This is a genomic window from Microbacterium sp. P5_E9 (genome assembly GCF_054049175.1).
The window spans coordinates 650,542-670,115 of sequence record NZ_JBFUMV010000001.1 but is presented as its reverse complement, the minus strand read 5'-3'; the positions used below and the strand labels follow the sequence as shown (position 1 = coordinate 670,115).

Genomic DNA, 19,574 nt, shown 5'->3' with positions numbered 1-19,574 from the left:
GCTCGGCCTCGTGTGGGGCTGGGTTCTGCCTTCGAGCGATGAGTGGTGAAGATTGAGCAAAGAAGCGCAGCGCGCGGAGCTGCATAAGACGATCTGGCGAATTGCGAACGACCTGCGCGGAAGTGTCGATGGGTGGGACTTCAAGCAGTACGTGCTCGGGATGCTGTTCTACCGGTTCATCTCGGAAAACCTCACCGCGTATCTGAATGAGGCCGAGAAGGAAGCTGGCGAGACCGGATTCGACTACGCGACGATTGCTGACGAGGATGCCGAGTTCGCTCGCGACGACGTAGTCGCGGAGAAGGGCTTCTACATCCTGCCGAGCGAGCTGTTCGCGAACGTACGGGCGAAGGCGAAACATGACGAGAACCTCAACGAGACGCTCGCACGCGTGTTCGCGAATATCGAAGGGTCTGCGGTCGGTGCGGACAGCGAGGGCGATCTGAAGGGCTTGTTCGAAGACCTCGACGTCAACAGCAGCAAACTCGGCCCAACCGTAGCGAAGCGGAACGAGCGTCTTGTGAAACTGCTCGAAGCGATCGGTGATCTTCCGCTTGGCAACTTCAACGACAACACCATCGACTTGTTCGGCGACGCGTACGAGTACCTCATGCAGATGTACGCGTCGAACGCGGGCAGATCCGGCGGCGAGTTCTACACTCCGCAAGAAGTCTCGGAGCTCCTCGCCCGCATCACAGTCGTCGGTAAGACCGAGGTGAACAAGGTCTACGACCCCGCCTGCGGGTCGGGTTCCCTGCTCTTGAAGTTCGCGAAAGTGCTCGGCAAAGAGAATGTTCGTCAGGGCTTCTAGGGTCAGGAGATCAACCTGACCACCTACAACCTTGCGCGCATCAACATGTTCCTCCATGACATCAACTACGAAAAGTTCGACATCGCGCACGGCGATACATTGATCGATCCTGCGCACTGGGATGACGAGCCGTTCGAGGCGATCGTCTCCAACCCGCCGTACTCGATCAAGTGGGAGGGCGACGCCAATCCGCTGCTGATTAACGACCCGCGATACGCGCCAGCGGGGGTGCTCGCACCCAAAAGCAAGGCCGACCTCGCCTTCACGATGCACATCCTGAGCTGGCTCGCTGTCAACGGCACTGCTGCGATCGTGGAGTTCCCGGGGGTGCTCTACCGGGGAGGAGCCGAGCAGAAGATCCGCAAGTACCTCGTCGACAACAACTTCATCGATGCCGTCATCCAGTTACCGCCCGACCTGTTCTTCGGCACGACCATCGCGACGTGCATCATCGTGCTGAAGAAATCGAAGGCGGACAGCAAGATCCTGTTCATCGACGCTACGGCGCAGTCGAAGCGAGTCGGCAACAAGAACAAACTCCTGTCCGAATACCAGCAGACAATCCTCGACGGCTTCACTGAGCGAGCGGATGTCGCTCACTTCGCCCGGCTGGTTGGCAATGAGCAGATCGCGGACAACGGTTACAACATCGCGGTGTCGTCCTACGTCGAAGCAGAGGACATGACGGAGGTCGTGGACATCGTTGAGCTCAACGCGCGGATCGGACGGATCGTCGGACGTCAACAGGAGTTGCGCGCGTCGATCGACGGCATCGTCGCAGGCATTGAGGGCGCGAGCGCATGAGTCAGATCGAGGATCTGACAGCTCACCTCCGTCAAACGGGGATAGAGCATCGTCGCCTCGGCGAGGTCGGTCAGTTCGTCCGCGGCGCGGGAATTCAGAAGAAGGACTTCACCGAGACCGGTGTCGGTTGCATCCACTACGGACAAGTGTTCACTCACTATGGAACATGGGCATACGCAACCAAGTCGTTCATCTCGGAGCAGCTTGCGGCCCGATCGCGGATGGCGCAATCGGGGGACGTGGTGATTGCGACTACGAGCGAAAATGACGCGGATGTATGCAAGGCGGTTGCGTGGCTGGGGAACGAGGCCGTTGCGGTGAGCAACGATGCCCTGATTTTTCGACATGAGCTTGAGCCGAAATATGTCGCCTACTTCTTCCAGACGGCAGACTTCCAGTCGCAGAAGCGTCCTTACATCTCTGGCACCAAGGTGCGGCGCGTGTCCAGCGAGAATCTGGCAAAGATCCGGATCCCCGTGCCACCCAGAGAGGTGCAACGCGAGATTGTCAGGATCCTGGATGAGTTCGCGGAGCTGGAGGCTGAGCTGGAGGCTGAGCTGGAGGCGGAGCTTGCGGACCGGCAACTTCAGTACGCTCACTATCGCGACAACTCGCTGGTGTTCGGGGGTGACGTCGAGCACCGGTATCTGGGGGAGATGGGCCAATTCTTCGGGGGGCTCACTGGAAAGTCGAAGGGCGACTTCGAGGACGGCAATGCGCGGTTCGTCTCCTACATGAATGTGTTCACCAATATCTCGACTCGGCTGGATCCCGACACCCGCGTAAAGATCGGCGCGAACGAGAAGCAGCGGCGACTGCGGCGGGGCGACGTCCTCTTCACAGGTTCGTCCGAGACGCTCGCAGAGTGCGGGATGTCGTCGGTCTTGACGTCGGAACCCGATGAAGCGCTCTACATGAACAGTTTCTGCATCGGATTTCGGCCCGCCAACAACGATCTGATCGATCCCGAGTTCGCCAAGCACCTATTCCGGTCCCGCGCGATGCGCCTCCAGATAGTCAAGGCTGCCAGTGGAGTGACGAGGTTCAACGTCTCAAAAGCAAAGCTTGCGAAGGTGCGTGTGCCTATTCCGCCGCTCGACGTCCAGCAAAGGCTGGCTATTGCGCTCGACAAACTGAATCACCTCGTGAACGAACTCAGCATCGCTCTTCCCGCCGAGCTCGCCGCCCGCCGCAGCCAGTACGCGCACTACCTGGACCGACTCGTCACACGCCCGGAGCATTCGGAGTGAACGATACTGCGCTGCCGCGCTACGAGCCGATCGCGGTTAGTTCCGAGAGCACCGTCGTCGCCGAGTTCACCGCGGACGCGATCGCGGGGGCGGGTTATCAGTCTGAGTCCGATCTCGAGAGCGCCTTCATCGCGCAGCTGAACGAGCAGGCGTACGAGTTTTTGACTCTGACCTCGGAGGAGCAGCTGGTCGAGAACCTTCGTACCAACCTCGAGCAGCTCAATGGAACAACGTTCTCAGACAAGGAGTGGAAGGCGTTCTTCGGCGAGCGAATCGCTGGGGCAAACGATGGAATCGTCGAGAAGACGGTCCGCCTTCACGATGACTACGTGCAACTGTTGACGCGGGATGACGGCACGACCAAGAACGTTCGGCTGATCGACAAGCAGCACGTGCACAACAATCGGCTGCAGGTGATCAATCAGTACGAGACCACTGGATCCCGCGCAAACCGGTATGACGTTACGATCCTGGTCAATGGTCTGCCGATGGTGCATATCGAGCTGAAGCGGCGCGGGGTCGCGATCCGTGAGGCGTTCAACCAGATCAACCGATATCAGCGCGACAGCTTCTGGGCCGGGTCGGGGCTGTTTGAGTATGTGCAGCTATTCGTGATCAGCAACGGCACCCACACGAAGTACTACAGCAACACCACAAGACGCCAGCACGTGGCGGAGTTCTCCGGCGCGAAGCGGGCGAGGCAGACGTCGAACAGCTTCGAGTTCACCAGTTGGTGGGCGGATGCCACGAACCGGCCCATCGCCGACCTCACGGGGTTCGCGAAGACGTTCTTCGCCAAGCACACCCTTCTGAACATCCTCACGAAGTACTGCGTCCTGACCGCCGACCGGATGCTGCTCGTCATGCGTCCGTACCAGATCGCGGCGACAGAGCGGATCCTGCAGCGGATCGAGGCCTCTACCAACCAGCGTCAACTGGGCAGCCTCGCTGCCGGAGGCTACGTGTGGCACACGACAGGTTCAGGCAAGACTCTCACGAGCTTCAAAGCCGCCCAGCTGGCGTCGAAGATGCCGAGCGTCGACAAAGTTCTGTTCGTCGTCGACCGCAAGGATCTCGACTACCAGACCATGCGCGAGTACGACCGGTTTGAGAAGGGCGCCGCGAACTCGAACACGTCGACCGCGGTGCTGAAGAAGCAACTCGAGGACCCGGCATCCCGGATCATCATTACGACGATCCAGAAACTGTCGACGTTCATCGGTAAGAACAAGGGCCACAAGGTCTTCTCTGGGCACGCCGTGATCGTGTTCGACGAGTGCCACCGATCGCAATTCGGTGACATGCACACGGCTATCACGAAGGCGTTCCGCCGGTACAACCTGTTCGGCTTCACAGGAACACCGATTTTCGCCGCGAACGCCGGGTCAGGCGGATCGCCAGCGCTTCGAACCACCGAGCAGGCGTTCGGCGACAAGCTGCACACGTACACGATCGTCGATGCGATCAGCGACAAGAACGTGTTGCCGTTCCGCATCGACTACGTCAACACGGTGCAGATGCACGCAAGTGTGAAAGACAAACAGGTCAGCGCGATCGACACCGAAAACGCGCTGCTCGCGCACGAGCGGATAGAGAAAGTCGTGAGTTATGTCCGCGAGCACTTCGATCAGAAGACGAAGCGCTCGCATTTCTACACCGTCGCCGGGAAGAGGCTCTCGGGGTTCAACGCACTGTTCGCGACGGCCTCCATTCGTGCTGCGCGGATCTACTACAACGAGTTCGCGATCCAGCAGCAGCACCTGGCTGAGGCGCAACGGCTGAAGGTCGGGCTGATCTACAGTTACGCGGCGAACGAAGCAGAGCCAGATGGAGTGCTGGGGGAGGAGGACTTCGATCCCGGTGCTCTGGATGCCGACTCGCGGAGCTTTCTGGAAGACGCGATCCAGGACTACAACAGCATGTTCAAGACGAACTTCGACACGTCCGCCGAGCGGTTCCAGAACTACTACAAGGACCTCTCGCTGCGGCTGAAAAGCCGAGAAATCGATCTCGTCATTGTCGTGAACATGTTTCTCACCGGCTTCGATGCGACGACGCTGAACACGCTATGGGTCGACAAGAACCTGCGATCGCACGGGCTGATCCAGGCATTCTCGCGCACCAACCGCATCCTGAACTCGGTCAAGACATTCGGCAACATCGTCAGCTTCCGCGACCTCGAGGGCGAGACCAACGACGCGATCGCGTTGTTCGGCAACAAGGATGCAAAGGGCATCGTGCTGCTCAAGCCGTACGGCGAGTACTACGACGAGTACGAGCAGCGGATCGCGGAGCTGATCCAGAAGTACCCGCTCGGCACGCCGATCGTGGGGGAGAGTCATCAGAAGGAGTTCATTGGGCTGTTCGGCGCGACACTGCGGCTGCGCAACATCCTGCAGGCATTCGACGACTTCACCGGTAACCAAATCCTCAGCTCCCGCGACATGCAGGACTACCAGAGCATCTACCTCGATCTGTATCAGGACTTCCGTAGCGGAAAAGATGCCGACAAGGAATCGATCAACGACGACATCGTCTTCGAGATCGAGCTGATCAAACAGGTTGAGATCAACGTCGACTTCATCCTTATGCTCGTGCAGAAGCATCGAGACGCGAAAGGGGATGGCGAAGACAAGGAAGTGCGCGCCGCCATCGAGCGTGCTATTGATTCCAGCCCGAGCCTACGCAACAAGAAGGACCTGATCGAGCAGTTCGTTGACTCCGTTTCAAACCAATCCGTTGCCGAGGACTGGCGTGCATTCATCGCTGCGAAGCGGGACGAGGACCTTGCACGAATCATCGCGGAGGAGGGTCTCAAGCCCGCCGAAACCCATGCTTTCGTTGATGGCGCCTTCCGGGATGGCGCGATCCAGTCGTCGGGCACGGCGATCACGAAAATCCTTCCGCCAGCGTCGCGATTCTCGAAAGGTGGCGGACACTCCGCCAAGAAGCAGACGGTACTCGAGAAGCTGGGCGAGTACTTCGACCGATTCTTCGGGTTGATTTAGCGCTGGTTGACGAACAGCGCCGACGCGGTCTGCCCGGCTCCACTGAGGCAGGCGCAGGCACGGCATAGTCGGCGGGGTTTCACTCGGCGGCTTATCGGCGGCCCCGGTTGCTGAGAGTCGGGGTCACGACCTTCCATGGGGTCACGACCTTCCATGGGGTCACGACCTTCCATGGGGTCACGACCTTCCATGGGGTCACGACCTTCCATGGGGTCACGACCTTCCATGGGTCATGCGGGGGAGTGGGGCACGCATGAGGTCGGGGGACCCATGGGTCGGGGGGTCGCATGGGGTCGGCGGCAATCATGGGAACATCCGTCCATCGGCTGGGGCGTCAGACTCGATCGAAACGGAACCGCGAATGCCGGTTTTGCCTGCCTGCATTCATTCCCAGGTGGGGTGCTGAACCAGACCCGTCCCTCGAAGACCGTCGGCAGGCGCCAGGAACGAATCTGCGGGGCGAAACCCTTGGCGGTTGGGGAGGAGTGGAACCGAGTTTTCGGGCACCCTGGGGGCTTACAACGGCGACGAGCCTCCTGCCGATCGGTGCGAGGTTCAGAGTCCGAGCACAGTGCGCAGCGTGGTCACCGGGGCACTGCACACGACGCACGTGGCGATGTCGAGGCAGAGCGCGCACGGTTCCGATGGGCTGGTACCGACTCCGACTTGGCCGGAGTCTTCCAGCGCGAGTCCGCAGTGGCTTCGGACGAACGGCGCGGTCACCTGGCAGGCGCGGTGCGCGCCATGCAGACGTGGGGCGACGGCGACCGGTGACGCGTCAGCCATGCGGTCGGCGGTCGGCGTGGAAGTCATGGGTCTCACTGTCGCATCCGCTCATGGCGCGAATCTGGGAGTTATGCAGCGGCGGGACGGTCAGTCAGCGATCGCTGCTTTGGTGAGGGCAGCGTCGCGTCCGATCACCGGTGCCGTCAGGACGCTCGCTCGCACCCCTCATCGTGTCGTGCGCAGGGCCACGGCACTCCGTGCTTCGTGCAGTAGCCGGGATCGCCAGGGACGGCTGTCGGCCAGTTCATAACCTCACCAGTGTGCCGATTTACGTTCTCGGTCGTCCTCAATTCACCCTCTTCCTGGCCTGTCCTGTCCTGTCCTGTCCTGTCCTGTGTAGACCCCCGGGACCCGTCCCCCGGGCTGTCCCCGGGGACATGGGCAGAGTCCTCGGCTCTCACGGCTCGCTGGCGGGCCTTCTTCTCTCGATCCCGTTTTCGGGCGTTCGCCAGCACCTCGAACTCCGCCCTGCTGGTCTGCGTCTCCTGGTAGTCGGTCATCACCCATGAGTCACCGTCCGCGACCCACAGCCCCGCAGCGACCAGGCGGGGAATGCTGGACGGAGTGAAGCGCGGTACGAGTTCGAGGTCGTCGGCAGTGATCCGCCCGTCCGTCCGGTTCTCCACCATCCAGGCACCAGCAGTCACCCACGACTTGAAGTCGTCACCGGAGAGGGTCATGACGCGGCGGTCGTTCAGCCAGCGCCCGGTGAACCGGAAGTCGCTCACGATGGCTCCTCACGGCAAGCCCGCCGCGTATCCTGTGGCTTGTCGGATGCCTGCACTGGCCTGACCTTCACGCCCTCGACCTTCGACCGGTCGGGGGCGTTGTCGTCCGGGATCACGCCGCGTTCCTGAGCAGCGCGGCCAGCCGTTCGCATTGGGCGTCGGACAGGGGCGGGGCCGTCGCCAGCGCTCGCTCGACCGCTGCTTCCAGTTCATCCGGGTTGCTCACGACGTCTCCCCGGTCACGGGTGTCAGTAGCGCGTCGAGGTCTGCGACGCGCAGGCGGTAGTCGCCTCGGGGGCCGATCCGCATGGCGGACAAGTCCCCGCGGTCGATCATCCGGCGCAGCGTGTTGCGGTGGACGTCGTAGCGGATGGAGGCGGAAGTCAGGTTCAGCCACACGGGCTCGGGCTCGGGCTTGCGCCGCCAGTCCACTGGATCAGTGGTGGTCATGGTGAAGGCTCCTCGGGGAGTGCGGGACGCACCGCAGAGATGCGTCAGACGCCCTCGCACTCCGGTTGAGGGACTTCCCGTAGCCGGGACTGGGACAACCGGATGAGGGTGCCTTCGATCGGTGCCTGGTCATGAGCCTGCGCCGAGCGATCTCGGAGCACCGTGGCGGATCACCGCCTAGAGGGAGAATACACCTTTCGTCACCAATCTATATCCTGATCTGGGGTTTATGTATGCATGATGCGTACATTCAAGCGGCCAGTGCTTCCCCGTCCAGCCACACGACATCGACCCGGCGCAGGTCGGGGATCGGCTTGCCGTTCTCACCGAGCGGGCGACGACCGGGCCGACCCTTGTTGACCGTGACGCGCAGCCCGATCTCATCGATCACACGCCGCTGCTCAAGCACCGTGAACCGCTTCCAGCGCATCGGAATCGACCGTGCCAGCGCGAGGTCGGTCAGCGGCGATTCACGCCGGATCGAGGCCAGGCGGGCCTGTAGGGCGTCGATCTTCGCGGTGAGGTCTGCGGCCTGCTGGCGCGCCCTACGCCGGTCCAGCACGCCCTCAGCGAGCAGATCCACAACGTCCTCACGGCGTTTGCGGTACATCGCCAGATCAGCCTGCAGGGGAGCGGTGTCGGGAGTCTGCCGAAGCGCCTTCACGATGCGCGGGTCACCGAGGCGAGCCAGGATGAGCCCGTTCACGTACTCCTCGATCTCGTCGGCGGGCATCGTCACGCACCAGTTCGTCGTGCAGGCATACACCTGCCGTCCCCGGTCGGGCCGGGCCAGCATCGAGCCACCGCAGACCCCGCACGTCAGCAGTCCGCTGAGCAGGTGCTTCGTGCTCCGGGACCACGAGCCGGGACGGGTTCTGCCGTCCCGTGTCTCCACCGCGTCGGACCATGTGCGCTCATCGATCAGCGGCTCCCACTGGGGGGTCACGTCGTAGCGGGTGCCCTTGTGCTCCACGATCCCCGCGTATCGAGGGTTGCGCAGGAGTTGCCGCACACGGTTCATCGACCACGGCCCACTGAACGTCGGCACTCCACGGGCGTTCCAGTCGTTCGCGATGGCGTAGTACGACTCGCCAGCGATGTACCGGGCGAACCCCTCACGGACGATCTCGGCCTCGGCCTCCACGATCTCGATGCGACGGTCACCGCCCTGGCCGATGCGCTGGTAGCCGTACGGACGGCGGGAGAACTGCCAGTGGCCCATCTCGGCTCGCTGGCGGTTCGCCGCCTGCTGACGGATCGCCTTCTGCTCGCCCTCGTACTGCGACCACGCGGCCACGGTTCGGGCCACGGCACGACCGGACGGCGTGGACAGGTCCAGGGATCCCGCCGTGACCATGTACACCGGCACCTCAAGCGCGATGACCTTCTCAAGATCGGAGGTGAGGCGCAGCAGGCGGTCCTGGTGCCACGCGATGATCGCCTCGGGGCGGGCGGCGAGCATCTTCTCGAAGTCGGGCCGCACCTTCCCGTTGGTGGCTGAGATGTCGTTGTCGCGGTAGACGCGCTCGACGTGCAGGCCGAGCCGCCTCGCGAGGTCGCGGCAGTCCTTCTCCTGGCGTTCGACACCGAGCGCCTCACCCGTCCGGTCCTGCGAGATGCGCAGGTAGATGACGGCGCTGTCAGGGCCGAGGGAGAGATCGAGGTCGCGGTGCATACCTCGAGAATACCCTCATGCGGGGATAACCGGGCTCGTCGTGGCGATCTGGGCACTTGCCGGACCCGCCCTCGCCGGGCTGTTCGAGCAGGCGATCGCGCGCGTCTCCGGGTTCTGACCGATGGCCGCCGTCCGACGGTGGTTCACGTCGCTCGGCGACGACACCGGGTCGACGCCGGTGGAATTCGTCCTGGTGGGCACCCTGCTCACGCTCCTCACGCTCGGGGTGCTGCAGTTCGGCTTCGCGATCTACGTGCGCAATGTCGTGCACGATGCGGCGGTCGAGGGCGCCTATCACGCGGCACTGGCCGACACCTCGCTGGGGGAAGGCGCTCGGCGTACGTCCGAGATCGTGTCCCGCGCCGTCGGTGCCGGCTACGCGACGGATGTCGTGGCGCGGGAGACCGAGGCCCTCGGTCATCCGGCCGTCGCGGTGACGGTGCGCGCCACCCTCCCGCTGGTCGGCCTGCTCGGAGCACCACGGATGCTGGAGGTGACCGCTCATGCCCCGCTCGAGTCGCTGGACTGAACGGCGCGACGACGGCGAGCGCGGTTCCGCGGCACTCGAGTTCATCCTGGTCGGACTTCTGCTGCTGGTGCCCGTCATCTACCTCACCGTTGCGCTCGGTCTCATCCAGGGACAGTCGATGGGTGTGGAGTCCGCGGCACGTCATGTCGCCCGCGCCGTCGCTCAGTCCGCAGATGGCGATGGTGCGCGCGCGAGCGCCGATCGCGTCCTCCGGTCGGTCATCGACGAGTACGACCTCGATCCCGCGGCGGTCGACCTCGCCCTGTCGTGCCGTCCGCAGGGCGCCGCGTGTCCTCAGTCCGGAGCGACGCTCATCGTCACCGTGCGGGCAAGGGTCGCCCTGCCCCTGGTGCCGCCGGTGCTCGGCCTCGACCGCATCGCCAGCATCCCGGTCGAGTCCTCCGCCGCACAGAAGGTGTCACGCTTCTGGGGTGCCGGATGAAGTGGCTATCACGCCGGGTCGCGGCATCCGGAAGCGACGACGAAGGAAGCGTGCTCATCCTGACGCTCGGCTACGCGGTGCTGGCACTGGCTGCGGTGTTCGTGTGCGTCGACGCGACGAGTCTCTATCTCGCGCAGACGCGCCTGGATGGACTGGCGGATGCCGCGTCCCTCGCGGGAGCGGACGGCTTCACGCTCGAGGTGGTCGATGGCGAGGCCTACGCCGAACTGACCTCGGACGCGGTGCACGCTCAGGCGAACGCGCTCGTCGCCGAGGTGGGCGGGGGAGCCGTGCTCCTGGACGCGCGCACCCCGGACGGCGTGTCGGCGCGGGTCACCGTCGCGGGGACGTGGCATCCGGCGGTCTTCAGCTTCTTCGTGCCGGAAGGTGTCGCCATTCAGGCGACAGCGACGAGCCGGACTGCCCTCCGCTGAGGATCAGCGGCGGTGCGGGACGTAGCGCGGCACGTACACCGCGAACCCGACTGCGCCGGCCAGGCCCAGGACGCCGATGATGCCGGTCGCGAGCGACAGCGACGCGACCGCGGTCACGGCTGTGACGATGAGCGGCGCCGCGGCGCCGCCGGCATCCGTCAGGGTCCGCCACGATCCGAGGAACGGCGCCGGGTCGGCGGGCGGAGCGACATCGGCGCCAAGGGTCATCAGGATGCCGCTCGACAGGCCGTTGCCGATGCCGATGACGACCGCGGCGCCGATGAACCACCCGGTCGCGGCATCCAGGTCGTGGGTGAAGGCGAGTCCGAGGAACGCGCCGCTCATGAGCACCATCGAGGGGAGCGCGGCCCAGAGCCGCCCCCAGCGGTCCATGATCTGGCCGCTGGAGTAGAACAGCGCGAACTCGAGGGCACCGGTGATGCCGATGGTGAGCGCGATCGCCTGGGCGTCGAGCCCGAGCGAGAGGCCCCAGAGCGGCAGCAGGGAGACGCGCGCCTGTCGGATGCCGGAGAGCGCGGCCGCGGACAGCCCGAGGCGTGCGAGCAGGCCGCGGAAGAGCCACATCGTCCGGAACACGCCCTGTCGCTCGGCGGTCGGGATCGCACCGGTCGTCGATTCGCCGGTGTCGTCGGCGAGGTCGTCCTCGATGCGGGGCTTCGCATCTCGGCGGGGGAGGCTGCCCTCGGTCGCGAGCTCCTCCTCAGGATCGCGGCCGAACAGCACGAGCAGGATCAGCGCCACGAGGCACGCGACGAAGAACCACGCGGCGGCGAGGATCTCGCCGGTCGCGGCGAGCAGCCCGGCGGCGACGAAGGGGCCGAGGAACATCCCGAGGCGGAACGAGCCGCCCAGGACCGACAGCGCGCGGGCGCGGTACACGATCGGCACGCGAGTGGTCATGAAGGCGTGGCGAGCGAGGCCGAACGCGGCAGCGCACAGGCCGATTCCGAAGACGGAGACCGACAGGATGCCGAGGCTCGGCGCGAAGATCACTCCGAGCACTCCGCCAAGGGCGACGAACCCGGCAATGCCCATGGTCCACCGTTCGCCGATGTGCGCGACCGCCCAGCCGGCCGGGAGGTTGCCGATCAGCCGGGCGACCACCAGCACCGTCGCCACGAGCGCCGCCTGGGCGACGTCGGCGCCGAGGCCCGCCGCGATGACCGGGAGGAGCGGGAGCAGCGCGCCCTCGCCGAGGCCGAAGAGCACGGTCGGCCCGTAGATCATCGGGGCGAAGCGCAGGAGCATCCGTCGGGTCTGGATCGGCGGCTCGGTCATCATGTCCACGGTAGTCTGGACTGTCATGCTCGAACTCGACTTAACCACCGACATCGATGCGCTGCGTTCCACGTTCAGCGACATCCGTTCCGTCGTCGACGTCGACGGGCTCGAGGCCGAGATCGTGCGACTCAGCGAAGAGGCCGGCGTGCCCGACCTCTGGGACGACACCGAGAAGGCGCAGAAAGTCACGAGCGCCCTCAGCCACCGGCAGTCGGAGCTCGCCCGGATCGACGACATCCAGCGACGTCTCGATGACCTCGAGGTGCTCGTCGAGCTCGCGAATGAGATGGGCGACGAAGATTCCGCCGACGAGGCGCGCAAGGAGCTCGCCGAGCTCGAGGACATCGTCGGCCAGCTCGAAGTGCAGACCCTGCTCGATGGAGAGTACGACGAGCGTCCTGCCGTCGTGACGATCCGTGCCGGCGCGGGCGGGGTGGATGCCTCGGACTTCGCCGCGATGCTCTTCCGCATGTACCTGCGCTGGGCCGAGCAGCACCGCTACCCCGTCACGGTCATGGACACGTCCTACGCCGAAGAGGCCGGCATCAAGTCGGCGACCTTCGAGGTCGACGCCCCCTATGCGTTCGGCACGCTCAGCGTCGAGGCGGGCACGCACCGCCTCGTGCGGATGAGCCCCTTCAACTCCGCCGGCAAGCGGCAGACGTCGTTCGCGGCGGTCGAGGTCATTCCGCTCATGGAAGAGGCCGTGGAGGTGGAGATTCCCGAGAACGACCTGCGCGTGGACGTGTTCCGCTCCTCGGGTCCTGGTGGTCAGTCCGTCAACACGACCGACTCCGCGGTGCGCCTCACCCACCTGCCGACCGGCACCGTCGTGTCGATGCAGAACGAGAAGTCGCAGATCCAGAATCGCGCCGCCGCGATGCGCGTACTCCAGTCCCGCCTGATGCTGATCCAGAAGGAGCAGGAGGCGGCGATCAAGAAAGACCTCGCCGGTGTGATCACCGCCAGCTGGGGCGATCAGATGCGCTCCTACGTGCTGGCGCCGTACCAGATGGTCAAGGACCTTCGCACCGATCACGAGGTGAACAACCCGACTGCGGTGTTCGACGGAGATCTCGACGGCTTCATCTCGGCGGGCATCCGCTGGCGCAAGCGGCCGACCGACGACTGATCCGGATGTCGCGACCTGAGTGTCGCTCGGTGCAGTGATGGCCGCCCCGCTTAGGCTCGTGGAGCCATGATCCGGTTCGAGAACGTCACGAAGCGCTATCGCGGCACCGCGAGGCCCGCCCTGGACAAGGTCGACTTCGAGGTGACGCGCGGAGAATTCGTCTTCCTCGTGGGAGCGTCAGGGTCGGGGAAGTCCTCGTGCCTGCAGCTCATCCTTCGCGAAGAGACCCCGTCCGATGGACGGGTGGTGGTACTCGGCCGGGATCTGCGTACTCTCGCCAGCCGCAAGGTGCCCTACTTCCGCCGGCACATCGGATCGGTCTTCCAGGACTTCCGCCTGCTGCCGAACAAGACCGTCTTCCAGAACGTCGCGTTCACCCTCCAGGTGATCGGATCCTCCCGCGCCTTCATCCAGCAGTCGGTCCCCGAGGTGCTCGCCCTCGTCGGGCTCAAGGGCAAGGAGAAGCGGTTCCCGCACGAGCTGTCCGGCGGTGAGCAGCAGCGCGTGGCCATCGCGCGCGCCTTGGTCAATCGTCCCCAGGTGCTGCTCGCCGATGAGCCCACCGGCAACCTCGACCCCGCGACATCCGTCGACATCATGCAGCTCCTCGCCCGGATCAACACCGGGGGGACGACCGTGGTCATGGCCACCCACGAGGCGGGCTTCGTCGATCAGATGCAGCGGCGCGTGATCGAGCTCGTGAACGGTGAGCTGGTACGCGACGAGCGCCACGGCGGGTACGGCGACACCTCGGGCTTACCGAGCCTCGCCCCCGAGCCGGAGCGCGGCGCCGCCGCGGTGGCTGCCCTCACCGCCGTGCTCGAGGTGCACCGCGAGGTCGCCCTCGACGGAGGAAAGCCGTCGGTGCCCGAGCCGCAGAGCGCGGTCCCCGCGGAGCCCGAGGCCGTCGAGCCTGAGCCAGAGCTCGCCAAGCCAGAGCCCGAGCACGTGGCGCGGCCGCGAACCGCGCCGATTCCGATCGCGGAGGAACTCGAACTCGATGTGGCCGAGCTGGGCCTCGCCGATCGACTCGGTCTGGGCGAAGTCGACCCCGACGACGAAGTGGGTCCGACTTCATGAGGGTTCGTCTCGTTCTGTCGGAGGCGCTGACCGGCCTCCGACGCAACGCGTCAATGGTCATCTCGGTCGTCCTCGTGACGTTCGTATCGCTGACGTTCGTGGGCGCCGCGATCCTCATGCAGATGCAGATCGGCACGATGCGCGACTTCTGGGTCGACCGTGCGCAGGTCGCGATCTACATGTGCACGGCCAACTCCCAGACCGCCACGTGCACCGACGGTGTCGCGACCGAGGAGCAGCTTGCCGCCGTCAAAGAAAAGCTCGACGGTCAGGCGCTCGCGCCGTTGATCCGCGATGTGCGCTTCGCCGATCGGGACGAGGCGTACCAGGACGTCATCGACCTTCTCGGCGACGACTATGCGGGGGTGATCACCCCCGATCAGCTGCCCGAGACGTACTGGGTGAACCTGGTCGATCAGAGCCAATCGGACGTCATCGTCGAGGCGTTCAAGGGCATGCAGGGTGTCGAGCAGGTCAAGGATCAGCTCGAGTATCTCCAACCGCTGTTCTCGGCGCTGACTGTGGCGACCTACATCGCCGTCGGGGTGGCAGCGCTGATGCTCATCGCGGCGGTGCTGCTGATCGCCACGACGATCCGGCTCTCCGCCTATGCCCGACGACGTGAGATCGGCATCATGCGGCTGGTCGGGGCATCCAATCGATTCATCCAGACCCCCTTCATCTTGGAGGGCGTCTTCGCGGCGCTGATCGGCTCGCTGCTCGCCAGCGCCGCGGTGATCGCCGGCGTGCAGTTCGGGGTGAACGACTACCTGCGCAGACGGGTCGACTTCGTCACGACCTGGGTGAGTCTGGCGGATGCCTGGACCGTCGTGCCGATCCTGATCCTCATCGGGATTGTGCTCGCGGCGCTTTCGGCGGGCTTCGCGATCCGTCGATGGCTGCGTGCGTGAGCTAGACTGACAGGCTGCCGCGCGCCATGCACGGCAATCAGTCAGGAGAACGTCATGCCCAAGGAACGCGGGGAGAAGGTCGTCGCGACCAATCGTCGCGCGCGCCACGAGTACGCGATCGAGAAGACCTATGAGGCCGGCCTCGTGCTCACGGGCACCGAGGTGAAATCGCTGCGGCAGGGTCGGGCGAACCTCAGCGATGGCTACGCGTACATCGATGGGGGAGAGGCGTTCCTCGACGCCGTGCACATCCCCGAGTATTCGCAGGGGCACTGGACGAACCACGCGACGAAGCGTGTGCGCAAGCTGCTGCTGCACAAGGACGAGATCATCAAGATCTCGCATGCGGTGTCGGCGGGTGGGTACACCCTCATTCCGCTCAAGCTCTACTTCTCGGACGGTCGCGCGAAGGTCGAGATCGCGGTGGCGAAGGGCAAGCGCGAGTTCGAGAAGCGCCAGACGATCCGTGAGCGCGAGGACAAGCGCGAAGCTGAGCGCGCCATGCGCTCGAAGAATCGCCTGGGCGACTGATCCCACCTCGCCGCGCGGTCAGAATCGCGCGGGGTCGCCGGTGGGGTCGTACTTCGGGCACGTTGCGGGGTCGCGGAAGTTGGGTCGTTCCGGGGGCTCGATGACCGGGGGCACGCAGCTACCGCACCGCAGACTCCGTCGCAGACTCCTCGCCCGCCCTGTCGGTGAACGCCTCTCTCGGAACGAATACCAGGGCGACGGCCGCCACGAGCGCTGTCACGCCGCAGACGATCCACACGGTCACATAGCCCGCGAGCGAACCGGCGGTGCTGTCGGTGGCCTGACCCGTTGCGCCCTGCAGAAGAGCGATGCCGAAGACGCACGACGCGATCGCCCCACCGACGGTCTTCACGGAATTGGTGAGGCCGGTTGCGACGCCGGTCTGAGCGGGAGGGGCACCGGATGCCGCGGCCGCCGGCAGCGCCGCAACCAGTGCGCCCGAACCCAGCCCCACGATCACCATGTTCACGATGACCTGCAGATAGCTCGCGTGGAATGGGAGAAAGAGGAGGAACCCGATGCCCACGAGTGTGGAGGCTCCGATGAGGGTCAGGCGGGGTGCCGTGAGCCGGGCGATGAGCGGGAACAGGAGTGCCCCGGTGATCATGGCGACGAGGTAGATCCCGATGATCAGGGAGGTCGCGAACCCCGTTGTGCCGAGCCCGTAGCCGTAGACCTCCGGGTCGGTGCGCGCGAAGGTCGACAGCGGCGCCTGCGCGCCTAGCACGCTGACGCCGAAGAGTCCGGCGGTGAGGAACACCGGACCGAGCGCGGGAGAGCGGAACATCCGCACGTCGATCAGCGGGTCGTCGCTGCGCAGCTCCCACCACGCGAAAGGCGCCACCAGCGCTACGCCGAGCACGACCACAGCCCAGGACCAGGGGTTCATGAGGCCGCCTTCGAGGCGGAGCAGGCTCAGCCCCCCGGTGAAGCTGATGAGCGCGAGCGAGATCAGCACGAGGCCGACGGTGTCGAAGTGCCCGCCGGTCGGCTCCGGCGACTCCTTCACCCCGAACAGGATCACGAAGAAGCACACCACGATAAGGAGCGCCGGCACGAGCAGCACCACGGTGAGCGGCAAAGTGTCGATGAGCGCGCCGCCGACGAGGGCGCCGACGATCGCGCCCGTCTCGAGGGCTGCAACGAGGAAGCCGGCTGCGCGCGCCGTGATCACCGAGCGCCCAGGCATCCGTCTCGACCGTGACCAGATGAGGGCGATCTCGAGGGGCAGCCATACGACGTAGAACCCCATGAGCGCCCACGCAGCGAGGAAGAGGCCGAACGAGTCGGTGAACGGCAGCACGAGCGCCGCGGCGGCCGTGAGCGCGGTCGAGATCAGCAGCATCCGCTTGTGGCCGAGCATGTCGCCGAGCTTCGCGAACGCGGGCACGACGAGAGCGGAGAGCATGAGCTGCGCGCCCTCGAGCCAGTTCACGTCGGCATCGTGGATGCCCAGGTGCCGGGCGATGTCGGTGAGCATCGGCGTGTAATAGCCCTGGAGCACGCCGCTTGTGAACTCGACGAAGGCGAGGAAGCCGACGACCGTCGCGAGTGTGCCCAGTGTGACGGCGCGCGTCATCGCGGCTCCTTCGTGGTGCGGTTTTCGGGTGCGATCACTGTAGTCGTTCGATGAGGGCGCGGTGGAACCGCTCGCCGCGCTCGAGGGCGGCGATCTCGACCCGCTCGTCCACGCCGTGGATCGACGCGCGCTGCGCGTTCGACATCTCCAGCGGGGCAAAGCGGTAGACCGCGGGAGTGAAGGTGTGGAAGTGCCGCGAATCCGTCGCGGCCATCATGATGTACGGCACCGCCGGGGTTCCCGGATGCGACACCGCGAGGGCGTCTTCGAGCAGGGCGAACTGCGCGTTGTCAGTCGCGGACTCGGGGGATGGTTCGCTGGACTCGAGCACCTCGACCATGACGAGACGATCCCGAATCCGGCGCCGCACGCGGGCCACCGTGCGACCGACGCTGTCGCCAAGCGCGAGCCGCAGGTTGAGGGTCGCGGACGCCTGCGAGGGCAGGACATTCGCCGCCGTGCCCCCGGACTGCATGGTCGCGGCGACGGTCGTCCGCACGAGCGCTGCGGGCTCGCCGCCGAGCCGGGCGAAGACTCGCGCCGTGATCCAGGGCGCGCCGGCGAGGGCGCGCAGCAGGAGCCTCGCCGGTCCGGGAGTCTGCGATGCGAGCCGCGACAGCATCCGGGAGATCGCGGGCGGGGTATGCGGGGCGAACGTGCGCGCATCAAGGCGGTCGATCGCCCGGGCGACTCGCCCCACGGCCGTGAGGGACGGTGGCGCCGACGCATGCCCGCCCTCGCCTCGCGCGGTGAGCCGCACCGTGAGCACGCCCTTCTCGCCGACGCCGATCATCGCGGATCGGCCGGGCACGAACGGCAGCGGCGCATCGACGACCGCACCCCCTTCGTCGAGGACGAGCCAGGGGATGATGCCTCTCCCACGCAGCGACTCCGCGATCGCCTGGGCCGCAGCGCCGTACGTCTCTTCGTTGCCACCGAACGAGAGGCAGATGTCTCGGGCGGGTACGAAGCCGTCGGCAAGCAGATTCTCGACGGCCTCGAGGATGACCAGGAGCGGCCCTTTGTCGTCGAGCGCCCCCCGGCCGTGGACCCATCCGTCCGCGATCCGTCCGTCGAAGGGCGGGTAGGTCCAGTCGTCGCTCTCGTCGACGGGCACGACGTCGTAGTGCGCCATGAGCACAAGGGGAGAATCGGATGCCGCGGCGCGGCCGCGCCAGTGCATCAGAAGTCCGAACTCGGTGTGTCGTTCAACGACGAGCGTGGCGTGCACCCGCGGGTACAGCTCGGCGATGAGGGCGACGAACGCTTCGAAGGGCTCCGGGCCCCGGCTGTCGAGCTCGGCCGAGACCGTCGGCAGCTGGATCATCCGCGAGAGTCGTTCGGCCATACCGGGGCGCACTGTCGCTGGGCTCACCGAGCAACGATAACCCGGGGTGCAGACCCTTCGTCTCGCTTCACCCGACGACCCTCTAAAGCGGTGGGATCGGTCAACTGGCGGTGAAGCGCGCCTCGACTGCAGCGGTCACCACGATGTCCTCCGGCTGCAGTTCGATGCCGGCGCCTCCGCCGGTGTCCGCGGCGAAGGCCGCACGCATCATCGCCGGGGCCGGCGCCCCGGGGGAATCGTTGCGCGTGAGGAGCCCGACATCCGCGATCTCGAGCGGCGTCACCGTCGCAAGTCCGATCGCGGCAGCGTACGCGGTGGCGCGATCGACCGCGACGCGGACGGCGGCGGCCGCGACATCCGCTTCCGCCCGCTGCGCGGTCGCGCGGGTGAGCTGCCAGGTGACCTCGTCGATCTGGATGCCATCGCGCTCGGCCAGGTCGGCGACCCACCAGGACATCGCGGCGAAGTCGGTGAAGGTTGCGATGAACTCCACCGAGGCGTAGTGCACGAGGGAGAGCTGCTTGCCCTCGGAGTTCCAGGGGCGGTTCGCCCAGACGGCCACCCGCTGGCTCGACCAGTCGCGCAGGGTTCCCTGCTCTCTGCGTGCGGCCAGATCGCCGCGGATGGGGTCGGCGAGCGAGGCGATCCGCTCGACGACGGGCCCCCGCTCGTGGCCTTCGGCGCGCACCGAGATGCGCACGACTCCTTCTTCGGGTGCGGCACGCACTTCGTGCTCGCCGCGGACGGTGATGACGACCTCGCTCATGCGAGCGA

The 19,574-nt window shown here is 65.7% G+C and carries 17 protein-coding genes and 1 pseudogene; 10 read left to right on the top strand and 8 right to left on the bottom strand.

Translation table 11 applies throughout. From position 1 onward, the window contains the following. Window positions 1-52 precede the first annotated feature (52 nt). The 3 genes and pseudogenes from ACXJ3V_RS03340 to ACXJ3V_RS03330 all read left to right on the top strand — a co-directional run bounded on the left by ACXJ3V_RS03340 (window position 53) and on the right by ACXJ3V_RS03330 (window position 5,873). Window positions 53-1,615 (top strand): annotated as a pseudogene (locus tag ACXJ3V_RS03340) (type I restriction-modification system subunit M). Further along, window positions 1,612-2,865 (top strand): restriction endonuclease subunit S, encoded by a 1,254-nt coding sequence (locus ACXJ3V_RS03335; RefSeq protein ID WP_457098827.1) that lies wholly within the window; start codon window positions 1,612-1,614, stop codon window positions 2,863-2,865. The pseudogene ACXJ3V_RS03340 and the gene ACXJ3V_RS03335 overlap by 4 nt, the downstream one beginning before the upstream one ends. Beyond that, complete coding sequence (locus tag ACXJ3V_RS03330; protein WP_457098826.1) at window positions 2,862-5,873, top strand: type I restriction endonuclease subunit R; 3,012 nt, start codon at window positions 2,862-2,864, stop codon at window positions 5,871-5,873. Before ACXJ3V_RS03335 ends, ACXJ3V_RS03330 begins: the two co-directional genes overlap by 4 nt. A gap of 555 nt (window positions 5,874-6,428) precedes the next feature. Here the strand turns inward: ACXJ3V_RS03330 and ACXJ3V_RS03325 are convergent. The 4 genes from ACXJ3V_RS03325 to ACXJ3V_RS03310 form a co-directional block, all read right to left on the bottom strand. Then, complete coding sequence (locus ACXJ3V_RS03325; RefSeq protein ID WP_457098825.1) at window positions 6,429-6,686, bottom strand: hypothetical protein; 258 nt, start codon at window positions 6,684-6,686, stop codon at window positions 6,429-6,431. 116 nt (window positions 6,687-6,802) lie between these two features. Then, window positions 6,803-7,387 (bottom strand): hypothetical protein, encoded by a 585-nt coding sequence (locus tag ACXJ3V_RS03320; RefSeq protein WP_457098824.1) that lies wholly within the window; start codon window positions 7,385-7,387, stop codon window positions 6,803-6,805. Window positions 7,388-7,609: 222 nt separating this feature from the next. After that, window positions 7,610-7,837, bottom strand: coding sequence for a helix-turn-helix domain-containing protein (locus ACXJ3V_RS03315; RefSeq protein WP_457098823.1), 228 nt, complete (start codon window positions 7,835-7,837; stop codon window positions 7,610-7,612). A gap of 250 nt (window positions 7,838-8,087) precedes the next feature. Then, window positions 8,088-9,512 (bottom strand): recombinase family protein, encoded by a 1,425-nt coding sequence (locus ACXJ3V_RS03310; protein ID WP_457098822.1) that lies wholly within the window; start codon window positions 9,510-9,512, stop codon window positions 8,088-8,090. Window positions 9,513-9,633: 121 nt separating this feature from the next. Between ACXJ3V_RS03310 and ACXJ3V_RS03305 the strand changes: the two genes are divergently transcribed. From ACXJ3V_RS03305 to ACXJ3V_RS03295, 3 genes are read left to right on the top strand one after another with little or no spacing between them, the layout of a single operon-like run. Further along, entirely contained in the window at window positions 9,634-10,041 is a 408-nt protein-coding gene (locus ACXJ3V_RS03305; RefSeq protein ID WP_457098821.1) for a TadE/TadG family type IV pilus assembly protein, read from the top strand. Continuing rightward, on the top strand, window positions 10,016-10,483 hold the full coding sequence (locus ACXJ3V_RS03300) for a TadE family protein (RefSeq protein WP_457098820.1): 468 nt from the start codon (window positions 10,016-10,018) through the stop codon (window positions 10,481-10,483). Before ACXJ3V_RS03305 ends, ACXJ3V_RS03300 begins: the two co-directional genes overlap by 26 nt. Further along, a complete protein-coding gene (locus ACXJ3V_RS03295; protein WP_457098819.1) occupies window positions 10,480-10,917 on the top strand; it encodes a pilus assembly protein TadG-related protein in 438 nt (145 codons plus the stop codon). Before ACXJ3V_RS03300 ends, ACXJ3V_RS03295 begins: the two co-directional genes overlap by 4 nt. Before the next feature lie 3 nt (window positions 10,918-10,920). Here the strand turns inward: ACXJ3V_RS03295 and ACXJ3V_RS03290 are convergent, their stop codons facing one another. Next, on the bottom strand, window positions 10,921-12,243 hold the full coding sequence (locus ACXJ3V_RS03290; RefSeq protein WP_457098818.1) for an MFS transporter: 1,323 nt from the start codon (window positions 12,241-12,243) through the stop codon (window positions 10,921-10,923). Here ACXJ3V_RS03290 and prfB point away from each other — a divergent pair. From prfB to smpB, 4 genes are all read left to right on the top strand, one after another. Next, window positions 12,242-13,351, top strand: a complete 1,110-nt coding sequence (gene prfB / locus ACXJ3V_RS03285) for a peptide chain release factor 2 (RefSeq protein WP_457098817.1) — start codon at window positions 12,242-12,244, stop codon at window positions 13,349-13,351. The two genes, ACXJ3V_RS03290 and prfB, sit on opposite strands and share 2 nt — an antisense overlap. Before the next feature lie 66 nt (window positions 13,352-13,417). Then, window positions 13,418-14,431, top strand: coding sequence for a cell division ATP-binding protein FtsE (gene ftsE / locus ACXJ3V_RS03280; RefSeq protein ID WP_457098816.1), 1,014 nt, complete (start codon window positions 13,418-13,420; stop codon window positions 14,429-14,431). Beyond that, the gene (gene ftsX / locus ACXJ3V_RS03275) at window positions 14,428-15,342 is read left to right on the top strand and encodes a permease-like cell division protein FtsX (RefSeq protein WP_457098815.1); all 915 of its coding nucleotides are present in this window, start codon (window positions 14,428-14,430) and stop codon (window positions 15,340-15,342) included. Before ftsE ends, ftsX begins: the two co-directional genes overlap by 4 nt. A gap of 54 nt (window positions 15,343-15,396) precedes the next feature. Beyond that, window positions 15,397-15,873, top strand: a complete 477-nt coding sequence (smpB, locus tag ACXJ3V_RS03270; protein ID WP_457098814.1) for an SsrA-binding protein SmpB — start codon at window positions 15,397-15,399, stop codon at window positions 15,871-15,873. Between the two features lie 118 nt (window positions 15,874-15,991). Here the strand turns inward: smpB and ACXJ3V_RS03265 are convergent, their stop codons facing one another. The 3 genes from ACXJ3V_RS03265 to ACXJ3V_RS03255 form a co-directional block, all read right to left on the bottom strand. Then, on the bottom strand, window positions 15,992-17,452 hold the full coding sequence (locus ACXJ3V_RS03265) for an MFS transporter (RefSeq protein ID WP_457098813.1): 1,461 nt from the start codon (window positions 17,450-17,452) through the stop codon (window positions 15,992-15,994). 34 nt (window positions 17,453-17,486) lie between these two features. After that, window positions 17,487-18,827: a M20/M25/M40 family metallo-hydrolase gene (locus ACXJ3V_RS03260; protein ID WP_457098812.1), complete on the bottom strand. Its 1,341-nt coding sequence runs from the start codon at window positions 18,825-18,827 to the stop codon at window positions 17,487-17,489. Between the two features lie 73 nt (window positions 18,828-18,900). Continuing rightward, complete coding sequence (locus ACXJ3V_RS03255; RefSeq protein ID WP_457098811.1) at window positions 18,901-19,566, bottom strand: SIMPL domain-containing protein; 666 nt, start codon at window positions 19,564-19,566, stop codon at window positions 18,901-18,903. Window positions 19,567-19,574: the final 8 nt, after the last annotated feature.